Genomic DNA, 14,084 nt, shown 5'->3' on the forward strand with positions numbered 1-14,084 from the left:
ACGCATGCGCCGCTTCGCACTCAGTCGCGCTTTCTGCGGGCGCGTGCGATCGACAGCAGCTTGCGTCCCACGCGCTTCGCGAAGCGCGCCAGCAAGGGCAATTCGATCAGCCGCCCGCGCGCGCCGAGCACCACGAGCCGCGATTCGTGCAGCGTGTGCCGATCGGCCCAGCGCACCTTGTAGTCGCCGTAGAGCGGCCGAAAATCGAAATCGCGCTCGTGCGCATGCGCCCATTGCGCGATGAATTCGACCAGCAGATTGCCGACCGAATAGGTCCCGAACGCCTCGTCGTAGGTCGTGATGAAATACTCGACCGACTGCGCGCCGACGAGATTCACCGACGCCGCCACCGGCCGCCCTTCCACCTTCACGCAGGCGACCAGCGGCGTGCGCGACAGATCCATGCGCTGCGCAAGCTCGATGAAGAAGTCGCGCACGCCGTCATCCATCAGATACGGCGAATCGATGCCGCGCGCGAGCGCCCAGCGGCGCTTGTTCGCGAACAGCCACGTGAGCACGGTGCGCGCTTCGTCGGCGTTCGCACACCAGTCGAAACTCACGTGACCGAGCTTGCGCAGCCGCTTGAGGCTAGCGCGCAGCGCCGTGCGCAACGAGCCATGGCGCGTCGCGAGATAGTCGTCCCAGTTCGCACAGGCGCGCAGACCGATCGCATAACCCGGCATCACGCGCCAGCGCGCGGGCAAGCGGCGGCGCACCCACGATTGCGGCGCGGCGGCGAGCGCGCGCTGCAACGCGCTGCCTTCCTCGAGCATCGGCACGGTCAGCAGATCGGCATGCAGACGCCGCACCGCGCGCACGGCCGCTTCGTAGAGTTCGGCCCGCCGCGTATCGGCAATCAGCGGGCCGCCGTACTCCTCGCCGCAACCGCTGCCGAGCGGTTGCGCGCAACGCAGCACGCCGCGGCGCTCGATCGCGACCGGCCACAGCACGCACACGTCGAGCTCCTCGTAGACGGCCGCGACCTCGACGATCGCGCCGCTCGCGAGCGCGCGCTCGGCGGCCAGTTCCGCGTAGGCGAAATCGACGATCGGCGACGCCGCCTCGCTTTTCCCCAGCAACGCACGCCATTGCGGCTGCAAGGCGCGAAACGCCTCGATCGTCGCGCAGGTCAGCACTTCGAAGCGAAATGGCGCCGCCGCGGATGAGGCGGCGGGCAGCGGGATCGTGGTGGTCGTCACGGAACTCCTCGTTGAGCGGTAGCGGGCACAGGACCCCGCGTGCTAATCGAGCGACGCGCTCATGCGGTCGCGGGTCGTGATACGGCGATGGCGGTCGGCGAACGCGTCGGGCCGCGCGCCGCGCACGCTTTGCCAGATCACCACGCCCTCGCGTTCCTCCGGCCCGAAGCCGAGTTCGCCGCTGTCGTAAGCGAACATGCGTGCGAACCAGCGCTGCAGATGCGGCGAGGCATCGAACACATCGCCGCATACGGGGTTGTCGTAGACCACGAACAAATGACCGCTCGCGCCGCTCGCGAGCGCCGCCTCCAGCTTGGCGAGCAGCGCGGCCATCAACTCGGGGCCGAACGGATTGAACAGGAACACGACGGCGTTGCCCGGCGGCAGCGCGAGATCGGCGACGTTGGCCGCAATCGCGCGAATCGGCGGACGATGCGCGAAGCGCCCCGCGATCGCGATGGCGTTCTCGTTGGCGGTCTTGACGAGTTCGGCACTGATGTCGCAACCGAGGATGCGCGCGAACGGATACTCGGACGCGACCACCAGCGGACGCCCCTTGCCGCAGCCGATGTCGATGAAGGTGTAGCCCGCGATGTCGCCGAGCGTGTCGATCGCGCGCCGGATGATGGTGGGCTGCGAGCCCATGTACGGATTCAGTTGGGCGACGAGGCCGGGATCGCGCTGGAGCGCCTGCGCGTCGACGAGACCGCTCGTATCGATGCCGTATTGCAGGTCGAACGGATGGCGGCGCAGGCAGCCCGAATAGACCGCGCGCAGCAGCGGCACGCGGATGCAGATGCGGCGCATGCGCGGCGCGAACATGGCGCGCTGCACGCCGTCCGGCAGCCGCGCGACGACGTTGAGCAACGGTTGCTTGAGCGCGCGGCGCAGCGTGTGGCGCGGTCCGCCGTGGGTCGTCGTGTGCATGAGGTCGTGGCCGGTTGCGTTCGATGCGAGGCGGGCAATGCTCACATCAATACCTCACGCGCACGCGCGCGAGCCGCCATAGTTCAGGTGGATTACGACAACGCCCGCACCCGCGTTCACGGCTGGCGATGCGGCGAGTGGACCTCAAAAGCCAACGGCGCCGGGACACGGCGCCGTTGGCGATTCGCGGCTGCAACGCGCGATGCGCAGACGGCTCATCGCCCCGCTTGCGCCACCCCATTCTTTCTCAACACGAGCCGCGCCTCCAGGCCGCCGCCCGCGCGGTTATGCAGCGTGAGTTGCGCGCCCATCGCCGAGGCCAGTTGACGCGCGATCGCAAGTCCGAGACCGGTGCCGCCCGTGCCGCGATTGCGCGACGTTTCCAGCCGGTAAAACGGCTCGAACACCTTCTCCAGGGACTCTTCCGGAATGCCCGGCCCGCGATCGAGCACGGCGATGGTCACGTCGTCGCCGCCCGGTCCGGCGCTCAGCGCGATCTCCGCCGCGCCCGCGAACTTCAGCGCGTTATCGACGAAATTGCCGACGATGCGCTTGAGCGCCTTCGCACGCGTCACCACCGCCACGGCCGTGCGCGTGTCGTAGACCACGTCGCTGCCCGCATCGACGTAATCGCACACGAGGCTGTCGAGCAGCGCGTCCAGATCGAGACGCACCGGCACTTCCGACGCACCATGCAAGGTCCGCGCATACGCCACGCCCTCCTTCACGAGCTGTTCCATCTCCTGCAGATCCTGGCGCAGCCTGGTGCCCTGCTCGTCGTCGTCCATCGTGTCGACGCGCAGACGCATGCGCGTAATCGGCGTTTGCAGGTCGTGCGAAATCGACGCGAGTATCTGCATGCGTTCGGCCATATAGCCCGCGATGCGCGCCTGCATCGCATTGAACGCCCGCGCCGCGCGCGCCACTTCCGACGGGCCGCTCTCGTCGAGATGCTCGGCCTTGAGGTCGGGCCCGAGGCCGTCGGCGGCGCGCGCCAGCGCCGCGAGCGGACGCGTCGCCACGCGCACCGCCAGCCAGCAGCAGAACGCCAGCAGCACGAGCTGCACGATCAGCACGAGCGGCAGCCAGCGCGACAGCGGCAGCGCGGTCTGCGGCCGCACGTCGATCGTCAGCGGCGAGCCGTCCGAGAGACGCAGATGCACCTGCAGATGCTCGTCGTCGCCGGGAATCGCGTTGACCGTGAGCGCGTAATGCTTGCCGATACCGCGCTCGATGGCCGACTCGTAGCGCCGCGACAGCGTCGCATCGGGCGCGACGCCGGGCACGCCCGGATCGAGCATGAACGTATAGCTGCGGCGCGCGAGACGCGGCAGCCAGGCCGCACGCTCGGACGGCGGCAGATTGTCGAGCAGCGCGACCGAACTGGCCACTTCGCGCTCGACGTAATCCATCATCATGTTCGCGGTGGTCTCGTCGCGTTCGGTGAGCGTGAGCCAGACCGAGAGCGTCTGCGCGAGCACAAGGCCCACGCAGAGAATCAGCGCGAGACGCGCGAACAGCGAGCGCGGCCAGTGCAGCGGACCGCCGCCGCGCGCAGCGGGCGGCGCCGCGCCTGCCGCATCGTGGGTGGCCGTGCTCATGCCGAACCTTCGATCACGTCGACCGACGACGAGAACACATAGCCCTCGTTGCGCAGCGTCTTGATGTAGCGCGGCTCGCGCGCGCCGTCGCGCAGACGCTGACGCAGACGGCTCACGAGCAGGTCGATCGAGCGATCGAACGCATCGGCCTGACGACCCTGGGTCAGATTGAGCAGTTGATCGCGCGTGAGCACGCGCTGCGGATGATCGAGAAACACGCGCAGCAGCCGGTATTCCGCGCCGCTCAGCGCGACCAGCGTGCCTTCCTCGTCGAGCAGATGGCGCGCCGTGGTGTCGAGCCGCCATTCGCCGAAGCCGAGCATCGGCGCGGTTTCGGTCACCTGCATGCCGGGCGGCAGCATGCGCGTGCGGCGCAGCACCGAGCGGATGCGCGCGAGCAGTTCGCGCACGGCGAAGGGCTTCGGCACATAGTCGTCGGCGCCCATTTCGAGGCCGACGATGCGATCGGTTTCCTCGCTGCGCGCCGTGAGCATGACGACCGGCACCGTGCGAAAACGGCTCGCGCGCAGATCGCGGCAGAGCACGAGACCGTCCTCGCCCGGCATCATGAGATCGAGCACGATCAGATCGGGCGCGCCGTTGTCGAGCGCGGCGCGCATCTCGCGTCCGTTGGCGGCGACGCTCACGCGCATGCCGTTCTTTTCGAGGTAGCCCGCGATCAGTTCGCGGATGCCGCGATCGTCGTCGACGATCAGAATGTGGTCGATTTTTTCCATGCGCCGATCATACTCCGGGCTGCGTTTGCCGACGCACGCTGCGCCGGATGGCGGCGGCATTGCTGCCTTCGCGTTTTTCGCGCCGCGTGGACGACATCAGCGTGCACGACAGCGGATGCGCCACTTCCGTCGCGAGACCGCCCGCGAGCAAGGCGAACAGGGCAAGCAGGCGTTTCATGCGTCCTCCACCACGGAGAGGCTCGCGCCGTCGTTCACACCGGCTTCGAGCGCGTAGACATCGACGCCGTCGAGACAGCCGAGATTGACGCGCCACAGCTTCGGGTCCTTGCGCGTCTGATGAAACGGATAAATACCGCAGTGCTTGCAGAAATAGTGCTTCGCGACCTGCGTATTGAACTGATAGAGCGTGAGCGCGTCCTCGCCCGCGCCGACCGTGAGATCGGCGGCCTCGAACGGCGGCGACATCAGCGCGCCCTTGCGGCGGCACAGGCTGCAATTGCAGCGGGCGGCAGGCGTGAGCGCGGTGCGGACCTCGAAGCGCACGGCGCCGCAGTGACACGAGCCGTGCAGGCGGCTGGCTTCCATGATGCGGGCTCCTCGTTGCGTGTAATGGCGATGGATGCTTTATAGCGCAGCGGGAGACGGCGTTTGTATCGCAATGTATCTGCGTTTGTGGGCGACACAAAACATTGCACGCCGGGGCGAATTTCGGGACGTGGCGTGGCCTGGCAGGCCGCCAGGGCATACTGCCGGTCGTTCTGAAACCTGCGGAGCCCCGTTTGTTCGACAACGCATTCGTGTCCCCCTGGCCCGGCGCGCTGGGCGCGATCAGCGAGCGCCTCGTCGGCTGCCCGACGCTGCTGCGCGCGCGCCGCGCCCTGTTCTCGCGCCTGCCGTTCATGCAACTGGCCAGCGATGTGCGCGACATCGTCTATTGCACCTGGGCCGTCGATGCGGCGCGCATCGCGGCGCTCGTCCCGCCCGGCGTCGAACTCGTGCAACGCGACGGCAAGACGCTGTTCACGATCCTCACCTACGCGCACCGGCACTTCGGCCCCACGCTCGCCGGGCCGCTGCGGCGGCTTTTTCCGTCACCGCTGCAAAGCAACTGGCGCTTTTATGTGGAGGCGTTTGGCGGGGTCGAAACGACGGCGCCGACGGTGCTGTTCGTCAAGAATATTCTCGATGATCCGCTCTACGCGATCGGCAGCCGGCTGTTCAGCGACGCGCTGCCGTCGCATCTCGCACGGCGTTTCGCGCATCGCGCGGACGACGGGCGCTACGTGACGTCGATCGAAAGCGGACGCGGCAGCGCGCCCGAATTCCGCTGCGAAGCACAACGCACGCCAACACGCGCGCTGACGCCCGCGCTCGCGCCGTTCTTCGAAACGTGGGAGAGCGCGGTGGAATGGCTTTGTCTGCAGGACGGCGCGCTTTCGCGGGTGGAAGACTGCGAGCGGCTTGCGCATGCATTGATCGATCTGCCGATCGATATCGCCACCGCGCAACCGCTGGAAACAGCCGCCGGGGCCGTGCAAGGCGCGTTTCTCGAACGCATCGGCGCGACCGGCGAGCCTTTTTGTTTTGTCGTGCCCAGAGCGGCGTTTCGGGTGGTGTCGGAGCGGGTGGTTTAGGAAAACTGTGCGCGTCAGGCGGCGCGGATCTCGCCGAGCAGATCAGGATGACGATCGAGCAGCCTGAGCAGTTGCACCAGCGCCAGCGACGGTTTCGTCTTACCGTTCTCGTAACGGGAAAACGCATTGACGCCACCGCCGAAAATTTCGGCGGCTTCGCGCTGATCGAGATTGAGCTTGCGGCGCACGGACGCGATGAACAGCGGATCGACGTAAGCGGCGTTGACCTGGCGTTGAAACGCGGCGACGCACTCGGCGTAGCGGTCACCGTGCACACGCTCGAATACCGCCTCGCCGCACGCCGGGCAATAGTCGCCCGTCACGGCCGGAATCACGGTCGACTCGCCTTTGTACGCGTAAGTCAGATCGCGGTTCTCGTGGACCAGATTCGCACCGCCGCAGGCCGGACATTTCACGATCACCACTCCTTGAACGAGACGATCAGGACGTCGTCGATGACGGTCAACTTGAGATAGACGCTGCGCCCGTGCTCGACGGTCGCGCGATAGACGTCTTGCCACACGCGATGATCGGCATAGGTCGTCATGCTCTTGTGGAAATCGCCGGGTGCGAGGCACAACACGACCGAGCACATGCCGGAGAGATCGCGGATGCCCAATTCGAGCGCGCCTTCGTAAGCGCTGCGCGTGGCGCGAACGCGCCCGGCCCGTACCAGTTCGTGAACCCGCGCGAGTTTGCAATGCGGCGTACGCTTTTCCATCGGGATTTTAACCTACTCGGTTAATTTGGCAAGTAGGTTAATTTCACCTCCGCTGCCTTCGCGCGCGCGTGGCGAGAGCAACGTCTTTGCCGGATCGGGCAGCATGCCCGCCAGCGTGTCCTGGAATCGATATCGCCCATGCGGGGGCTTGATTTCGATCCTGGCTAGACATTCGGCAGATGGCCTATTCCTCCTCCGGCGCGCCCTCCCGCCGTTTCTCCCGCCACATCACGCGCGCCGCCACCGCCGCGGCCGCGATGCCCGACGCGGCGCCCACCACCAGCGCCCAGCGCGGCCCGAGGTGATCGGCCACCCAGCCGACGATGGGCGCGCCGATCGGCGTGCCGCCCAGCGCCACCGCGAGCCGGATCGCCAGCACGCGGCCGCGCATCGACGGTTCGGTCGAGAGCTGCATCAGGCTGTTGGTCTCGGTCGTGACCGTGAGCGCCGCCACGCCGATCAGCACCAGCGCCGCGCCGAACCAGCCGTAGCTCGGCGCAATCGCCGCGAGCGCGCAACCAACGCCGAACACCGCCGAGGCGATCAGCAACGACTCGAAGCGCGGCCGGCTGCGATGCGCGCCGAACAGCGCGCCCGACACCGTGCCCACCGCCATCAGCGAAGAGAGCAGACCGTAGCCGCCTGCATCGGCGTGAAATACGCGCACCGCCATCGTCGAAATGAAGATCGGAAAGTTCAGGCCGAACGTGCCGATCAGGAACAGCATCACGACGATCGCCTTCAGGTCCGGGCGCGACCACACGTAGCGAAACCCCGCCACCAGGCTGCCCTTCGCCGGTTTCGCCCGCGCGCGCAGGCGCAGATCGCGGGTGCGCAGCCGCGTGAGCGACACCAGCACGGCGATGAACGACAGTCCGTTGAGCACGAACGCCCAGCCCACGCCGACCGAGGCGATCACGACGCCCGCCACGGCCGGCCCGATCATCCGCGCGGCGTTGAACGAGGTGGAGTTGAGCGCGACGGCGTTGGCGAGATCGGCGTCGCCGACCAGTTCGGAGACGAAGGTCTGGCGCACCGGCGAATCGAACGCCGTGGTGCTGCCGAACAGAAACGCGAACACGTAGACGTGCCAGAGCTGCACCGTGCCCGTGATCGTGAGCAGGCCGAGCAGCAGCGCGAGCGTGCCGAGCGTAGCCTGCGTGAACATCAGCAGACGACGCTGATCGAAGTGATCGGCGGCATAGCCGGACCACGGCAGAAACAGCAGTTGCGGCCCGAATTGCAGGCCCATGACGATGCCCACGGCCGCCGCGCTGTGATGCGTCAGGCCGGTGAGCACGAGCCAGTCCTGCGCGGTGCGCTGCATCCACGTGCCGACGTTCGACACCAGCGCGCCTGCCGACCACACGCGGTAATTGAAGCTGCGCAGCGAGCGGAACATGCCGGTCGCCGGTTCGGCGCGCGCGGTCGCGCCCTGGGAATCTTGCGGCTGGCTCATGCGTGCGGCCTCACTCGTCCACGAGGCGCTTGAGCAGCAGCACCGCGCGCGCGAGCTGCGTCTGCTCGGTGCCGGACAGCCGCGCGTCGATCACGTGGCCGAGCCAGTCCTCGCGCGCCGCGCGACTCGCGCGCACCGAGCGCCGGAAGGTCTCGGTGAGCGACCAGAGCGTCTGGCGGCCGTCGGCGGGGTCCGGCGCGCCCTCGATCTGCCCGAGCGCCTCCAGCGCGGCCACGATCGTGCCCATCGACTGCGGGCGCATGCCTTCGGCGCGCGCGAGGCTGGACACGGTGGCGGCGCCGTCGCGTTCGAGCCGCAGCAGCACGGCGATCTGCGACGGCGTGAAATCGCCCGCGCTGCCCTGCTCGCGCATGCGCCGCCGCAGCTTGCCGACCAACGCGCGCAGGTCGCCGGCCAGCGCGCCGGCCAGTTCGGAAACCGGTTCGTCATGTGAGGAAGTCATGCACGCATTCTAGAAGATATGAAGCCAAACTACAAAGTTAAACTTCATATCTAGTCGATGCCCGACGACCTCCGGTTTGTGCGTAAGAAAATCGTAAAGTGAACGCGCAGCCTCGGCTCCCAAACGAAAAATGGCCTTCCTCACCCACGGAAAGCCATTTATCCGGCGAATGCCGATGCACTCACATCACGTATCGGATTTCAGTTTTCCGCCGACCGCCCACGCGTCCTTTTCGATTTCGTTAAAGACGATTTCGACGACCTCCGGCGGACACGCCAAGGTTTCGACGAACACACGCGTAATGCCGCTTGCGAGTTCGCGCTTTTGTTCGAGCGTCTTGCCCGGATGCATTTCAATTCGAAGGATAGGCATAATGACTCCGTTTTTTACCGCGTTCCATCGACGCGGACGCAGTCATTATCGGGAAGCGCGAGGCATGGATAAACGGGCTAGGGGTTGGGATACTCCAAACCACGCAGTTTGGAATGCGGCATTGAATACGGCAGCAAGTGCAATATCAATTGCACGATCAAACGGGGATGCGCATGGCGGATAAATTAGCGGGAATGCAAATGTTCGTCCGCGTCGTCGAATCCGGAAGTTTTGCCGCGGCGGCCGCACTGAGCAACGTCACCGCGACCATGGCCGCGAGACACGTGCGAGAGATCGAGGAGCGGCTCGGCGCGCGGCTGCTGCATCGGACCACGCGTCAACACAAGCTCACGGAAATCGGCACGCTCTATTACGAGCGATGCAAACGCGCGCTGCACGAATTCGAACAGGCCGAAGCCAGCGCCGCCGAATTGCGCAGCAGTCCGCGCGGCCGACTGAAAATCGTCGCGCCGGTCAGCTTCGGCAGCGAAAAACTTGCGCCGGTGCTCGCCGATTATCTCGAACGGCATCCCGAAGTCAGCGTCGATCTCACGCTCGACAATGCACCGGTCGATCTGATGCGCGAGGGCTATCACCTCGCGATTCATATCGGCGAACTCGACAGCGCGGATCTCGTCGCGCATCCGCTGCATGCGTATCGACGCGTGCTCGCCGCCGCGCCGTCCTATCTCGAACGCCACGGCCAGCCGGAATCGCCTGCGCAATTGCGCGATCACGCCTGCCTCGGCCTCGCCTACTGGAAAAAGAAGGAGTTTTTCTGGGCGCTCGTCGGTCCCGATCAGCAGATCTGCCATGTGCCGGTGGAAGGTCGCTTCACTGCGAACGACGGTCGAGCGTTGCGCGCCGCGGCCCTGCGCGGCACGGGCATCGTGCTGCAACCGGATCTGCTGCTGGAAAACGATCTGGCCGAAGGCCGCCTCGTGCCGGTACTGCCCGAATGGAGCCACGTGCATACGCCGATGCATCTCGTCCATTCGCGCGAGTTGCGGCCCACGGCCATGCTACGGAGTGCCATCGATTTCTTAGTCAAGCGTTTGTCGGCGTCATAACCGAACGCACGCATAGCGTTCGCGATTACGCTTCGCGAACGCTACGCGCAGCAGCAAATGGCTTAGCGCTGCGGAACGCCGTCGCGCCATTCGCCCCAATGCTTGACGATATCCTGCACCAGCGGATTGCCGGTGAGATACAGATTATCGATGGCGATTGTAAAGCCGCCCTGCGCCGCGTAATTCAGCAGATTATCGGCGCTTGTTTGCCCCGCATAGGGCCGATCGAAATCCGAACCGGCGCGCAGCACCGCCACGCGATTGAGATCGACACGATGCGTCGCCGCCGCGCGTTTGAGCGCCTCGTAGGTGGCGTTATCTTCCTGCTGCGTCGTGCAATAAGTGCCCTTGCCGTCGGTGAGAATCTTTGTCCACTGCCGCGCGCGCTCGCCGATGTCGGTGCCCGACCACCACGTATCGCCCGCCAGCGTATCGCACTGGATCACGGTCGGCGGACGATTCGCCGGCGCATAGCTGTATTTGGCGCGCGCCGCCTGCGCCTGCGCGTTATCGCTAAGCGTGACGTTGCGCGACAGTGCGAAAGCCGCATTCGTGAGCGCCGGATTGAGCTGAAACACTTCGGTGCGGTAATCGAGCGGCGGCTTCTGCGTGGGGTCGGTCGTGTTGATGCCGAGATAACCCGTATTCCAGCCCGCCGGAATTTCGCGTCCGTCGATTTCCCACTGAATGCCGAAGTCGACGAGCCAGTTCGCCCACGCGGCGGAACCCACCGTGCCCTGTTGCGGATCGATGCCCGCGATGCCCGCCACCATGAAATAGGTGTGGCGCAAATCGAAACGCGGCGAGAACGTCAGCGCCATGATCGACGCGGCGGCATTCGTGTGACCCATGCCCGTCGTCATCACGCAGACATCCTGGCGATTGCAATGCACCGCCGGATAATCGGGCGACAAGCCCGCCACGGTGATGTCCTGCCACGGACCGAGATGATCGAGCCACACCTGGCCTTCGGGGCCGAACATGGAGATGATCATCACCTTGACCGGACGGCCGTGCGAACCGCCGTCGTCCTGCGCGAAACTGTCGTCGGCCTGGGCGATATCCGGTGCAGCGACTGCGCCCGCCACCAGCCACGATGAAAGCACTGCATAAAAAGCACGATTAAGCATAGGAGGCCCCACCTGTGAGGTAAGAACTGCGGTTGCGAAACGTGAATCGCGTGCCGTTTTGTCGATTAAGGTCTTGTTTTACTGGCGTGCAGCGTGGGACCTGAAATGAAATCCGCGAAAGCCATTCAGGCGACGTCCAGTATAAGCCGATAAATAATTCTGTTGGCAAGTGGTCAGGAATTTGAAGGTGAAGCATGACAATGGCCGCAATCGTTACGCATAGCGTGCCACTCGACCCCGGTGCGTAAATCGCCGACAATCGATCAATCAAAGTGGGCCATTTCATCACGGCTGATTCGTTTAAAACCCACGCTCCCATTTTCGTGAGTCTTCATGCAAATCGAATCGCCTCCCGTGTCCGGTTATCCCGGCATTTCGCTACGGCAACTCGAACGCGCCGACATCGACGCCTGGTACGCGTATCTGTCGTTACCGCATGTGGTCGAGCACACGAGCTGGAATCTGCGCTCGCAAGCCGATCTCCTGCCGATGTTCGACGCTTTCGAATCGACCGCGACGCAATCGGTGCGACGCCTCGCGATGGTCAGCGACGACGACGCAAAGCTGATCGGCACGATCGGCTTCCACACGATTTCCGACGTGAACCACACTGCCGAAATTGCCTACGACCTTGCGCCCTCGCACTGGGGCAAGGGTATCGCGAGCGCGGTCTGCAATGCGGTCGCGGCCTGGTCGTTCAATGCGTACGGCTTTATCCGCGTCCAGGGCACGGTATTGAGCAGCAATGCGCGCTCGGCGCGTGTGCTGCAACGCGCCCGTTTCCGCCACGAAGGCCTGCTGCGCAGCTATCGCATGGTGCGCGGCACGCCCGGCGACTTCATGCTCTACGCGCGACTCGCCACCGACTAGCCCGCATTATTCCGGCCACGCCAACAATGGCGCGGACCAGACACGATTCGCACACCAATCGGCCCGGCTCAACGGCGCACGCGCCCGCGCGTTCGCCGGCCGCCATGCTCCGGCGCCGATTCTGGTAATGTCACGCACATGCAAACGATCCTCTCCATCGAGAATCTCTCGAAAGTCTATGCAACGGGATTCCGCGCGCTCTCGAACATCAATCTGGATATCGGTCGCGGCGAAATCTTCGCGCTGCTCGGGCCAAACGGCGCGGGCAAAACGACACTCATCAGCATCGTCTGCGGCATCGTCAATCCGAGCGAAGGCCGCGTGCGCGTCGCCGGTCACGATATCGTCACGGACTATCGCGCCGCGCGTTCGCTGATCGGCCTCGTGCCGCAAGAACTCACGACCGACGCCTTCGAAACCGTCTGGGCCACCGTGTCATTCAGCCGCGGTCTGTTCGGCAAGCCGCCCAACCCCGCTTATGTCGAGCGCGTGCTGCGCGATCTTTCGCTCTGGGAAAAGCGCAACAACAAGATCCTCACGCTGTCGGGCGGCATGAAACGCCGCGTGCTGATCGCGAAGGCGCTGGCGCACGAGCCGCAAATCCTGTTTCTCGACGAACCGACCGCCGGCGTGGACGTCGAACTGCGCCGCGATATGTGGGAACTCGTGCGCGGCCTCAAGGCCAACGGCGTGACCATTATCCTCACGACGCACTACATCGAGGAAGCCGAGGAAATGGCCGACCGCATCGGCGTGATCAATGCGGGCGAAATCATGCTGGTCGAGCGCAAGGACGTACTCATGCGCAAGCTCGGCCGCAAGCAGTTGACGCTGCAACTCGATACGCCGCTCGCCGCCATTCCGCCCACGCTCGCCGCGTGGCGTCTGGAACTGGGCAACGACGGAGCCGAACTCACCTATACCTACGACGCCGAAAACGAGCGCAACGACATCATCGCGCTGCTCAAGAGCCTGGGCGATGCCGGCATCGGCTTTACCGATCTGAAAACAAGCCAGAGTTCGCTGGAGGATATCTTCGTGAGTCTCGTCGGCAAGGACGCGGCGGCTGCCGCGCGCGGCACGGCCACTACATCCGCTACGTCTGCCGAAAGCGGCCAGGACCAGGAGACCTCACGATGAACCTCTACGCCATCCGCGCGATCTACCGTTTCGAAATGGCGCGCACGCGGCGCACGCTGATGCAGAGCATCGTCGCACCGGTCATTTCGACGTCGCTCTATTTCATCGTGTTCGGTTCCGCGATCGGTTCGCGCATCAAGGAAGTGAATGGCGTGAGCTACGGCGCGTTCATCGTGCCGGGTCTGATCATGCTTTCGCTGCTGTCGCAAAGTATTTCGAATGCGTCGTTCGGGATTTATTTTCCGCGCTTCACCGGCACGATTTACGAGTTGCTCTCGGCGCCCGTATCGTATTTCGAAATCGTCATCGCTTATGTGGGCGCAGCGGCCACCAAATCGATTCTGCTCGGACTGATCATTCTCGCCACCGCCGCGCTGTTCGTGCCGCTGCAGATCCAGCATCCGTTCTGGATGATGCTGTTTTTGCTGCTCACCGCGGTCACGTTCAGTCTGCTCGGTTTTATCATCGGCATCTGGGCGGACAATTTCGAAAAGCTGCAGATCGTGCCGCTGCTGATCATCACGCCGTTGACGTTTCTCGGCGGCAGTTTCTATTCGGTCGATATGCTGCCGCAGGCGTGGCGCGTGATCACGCTGTTCAATCCGATCGTCTATCTGATCAGTGGTTTTCGCTGGAGTTTTTACGGGCTCGCCGATGTGGCGGTCGGCGTCAGTCTCGGCATGACCGCCGCCTTTCTCGCGCTGTTCCTCGCGATTACCGCGTGGATCTTCAAGACCGGTTATCGCCTGAAAAACTAGGCATCGCGCGCGAAGTCGCCGGATCAGAAACGCCAGCCGCTC

The 14,084-nt window shown here is 64.9% G+C and carries 17 protein-coding genes; 5 read left to right on the forward strand and 12 right to left on the reverse strand.

Translation table 11 applies throughout. The features are described from left to right. Window positions 1-20: 20 nt before the first annotated feature. From BMY06_RS10910 to BMY06_RS10930, 6 genes are all read right to left on the reverse strand, one after another. Window positions 21-1,199, reverse strand: coding sequence for a GNAT family N-acetyltransferase (locus tag BMY06_RS10910; RefSeq protein ID WP_110327022.1), 1,179 nt, complete (start codon window positions 1,197-1,199; stop codon window positions 21-23). A gap of 42 nt (window positions 1,200-1,241) precedes the next feature. Beyond that, a complete protein-coding gene (locus tag BMY06_RS10915) occupies window positions 1,242-2,171 on the reverse strand; it encodes a class I SAM-dependent methyltransferase (RefSeq protein WP_124263200.1) in 930 nt (309 codons plus the stop codon). Window positions 2,172-2,341: 170 nt separating this feature from the next. Beyond that, on the reverse strand, window positions 2,342-3,727 hold the full coding sequence (locus tag BMY06_RS10920; RefSeq protein ID WP_080180269.1) for a sensor histidine kinase: 1,386 nt from the start codon (window positions 3,725-3,727) through the stop codon (window positions 2,342-2,344). Next, window positions 3,724-4,464, reverse strand: a complete 741-nt coding sequence (locus tag BMY06_RS10925) for a response regulator (protein ID WP_065064135.1) — start codon at window positions 4,462-4,464, stop codon at window positions 3,724-3,726. The genes BMY06_RS10920 and BMY06_RS10925 overlap by 4 nt, the downstream gene beginning before the upstream one ends. A gap of 7 nt (window positions 4,465-4,471) precedes the next feature. Continuing rightward, complete coding sequence (locus BMY06_RS39570) at window positions 4,472-4,642, reverse strand: hypothetical protein (protein WP_167371406.1); 171 nt, start codon at window positions 4,640-4,642, stop codon at window positions 4,472-4,474. Next, window positions 4,639-5,010 (reverse strand): GFA family protein, encoded by a 372-nt coding sequence (locus BMY06_RS10930; RefSeq protein WP_065064133.1) that lies wholly within the window; start codon window positions 5,008-5,010, stop codon window positions 4,639-4,641. The genes BMY06_RS39570 and BMY06_RS10930 overlap by 4 nt, the downstream gene beginning before the upstream one ends. Window positions 5,011-5,204: 194 nt before the next feature. On the opposite strand from BMY06_RS10930, the gene BMY06_RS10935 reads away from it, so the two are divergent. Beyond that, a complete protein-coding gene (locus BMY06_RS10935; RefSeq protein WP_124263201.1) occupies window positions 5,205-6,059 on the forward strand; it encodes a DUF2071 domain-containing protein in 855 nt (284 codons plus the stop codon). Between the two features lie 14 nt (window positions 6,060-6,073). Here BMY06_RS10935 and BMY06_RS10940 read toward each other — a convergent pair whose 3' ends face one another. The 5 genes from BMY06_RS10940 to BMY06_RS10960 all read right to left on the reverse strand — a co-directional run bounded on the left by BMY06_RS10940 (window position 6,074) and on the right by BMY06_RS10960 (window position 9,074). Then, complete coding sequence (locus BMY06_RS10940) at window positions 6,074-6,475, reverse strand: type II toxin-antitoxin system MqsA family antitoxin (protein ID WP_065064248.1); 402 nt, start codon at window positions 6,473-6,475, stop codon at window positions 6,074-6,076. Between the two features lie 2 nt (window positions 6,476-6,477). Next, complete coding sequence (locus BMY06_RS10945; protein ID WP_074983063.1) at window positions 6,478-6,780, reverse strand: type II toxin-antitoxin system MqsR family toxin; 303 nt, start codon at window positions 6,778-6,780, stop codon at window positions 6,478-6,480. Between the two features lie 184 nt (window positions 6,781-6,964). Further along, a complete protein-coding gene (locus BMY06_RS10950; RefSeq protein ID WP_074983065.1) occupies window positions 6,965-8,239 on the reverse strand; it encodes an MFS transporter in 1,275 nt (424 codons plus the stop codon). Between the two features lie 10 nt (window positions 8,240-8,249). Further along, on the reverse strand, window positions 8,250-8,702 hold the full coding sequence (locus BMY06_RS10955) for a MarR family winged helix-turn-helix transcriptional regulator (protein ID WP_074983067.1): 453 nt from the start codon (window positions 8,700-8,702) through the stop codon (window positions 8,250-8,252). Between the two features lie 186 nt (window positions 8,703-8,888). Continuing rightward, window positions 8,889-9,074: a 4-oxalocrotonate tautomerase gene (locus BMY06_RS10960; protein ID WP_065064125.1), complete on the reverse strand. Its 186-nt coding sequence runs from the start codon at window positions 9,072-9,074 to the stop codon at window positions 8,889-8,891. 200 nt (window positions 9,075-9,274) lie between these two features. On the opposite strand from BMY06_RS10960, the gene BMY06_RS10965 reads away from it, so the two are divergent. Further along, window positions 9,275-10,144, forward strand: coding sequence for a LysR family transcriptional regulator (locus BMY06_RS10965; RefSeq protein ID WP_231957720.1), 870 nt, complete (start codon window positions 9,275-9,277; stop codon window positions 10,142-10,144). Between the two features lie 62 nt (window positions 10,145-10,206). Here the strand turns inward: BMY06_RS10965 and BMY06_RS10970 are convergent, their stop codons facing one another. Beyond that, entirely contained in the window at window positions 10,207-11,274 is a 1,068-nt protein-coding gene (locus BMY06_RS10970) for a purine-nucleoside phosphorylase (protein ID WP_074983069.1), read from the reverse strand. 333 nt (window positions 11,275-11,607) lie between these two features. Here BMY06_RS10970 and BMY06_RS10975 point away from each other — a divergent pair, with 333 nt between their 5' ends. The 3 genes from BMY06_RS10975 (at window position 11,608) to BMY06_RS10985 (ending at window position 14,042) form a co-directional block, all read left to right on the forward strand. Continuing rightward, a complete protein-coding gene (locus tag BMY06_RS10975) occupies window positions 11,608-12,144 on the forward strand; it encodes a GNAT family N-acetyltransferase (protein ID WP_074983071.1) in 537 nt (178 codons plus the stop codon). Between the two features lie 138 nt (window positions 12,145-12,282). Then, complete coding sequence (locus BMY06_RS10980; RefSeq protein ID WP_080180267.1) at window positions 12,283-13,284, forward strand: ABC transporter ATP-binding protein; 1,002 nt, start codon at window positions 12,283-12,285, stop codon at window positions 13,282-13,284. After that, a complete protein-coding gene (locus BMY06_RS10985; protein WP_065064119.1) occupies window positions 13,281-14,042 on the forward strand; it encodes an ABC transporter permease in 762 nt (253 codons plus the stop codon). Before BMY06_RS10980 ends, BMY06_RS10985 begins: the two co-directional genes overlap by 4 nt. Window positions 14,043-14,084 lie beyond the last annotated feature (42 nt).

Origin of the sequence: Paraburkholderia tropica (assembly GCF_900109265.1) — a bacterium.
GTDB lineage: Bacteria > Pseudomonadota > Gammaproteobacteria > Burkholderiales > Burkholderiaceae > Paraburkholderia > Paraburkholderia tropica.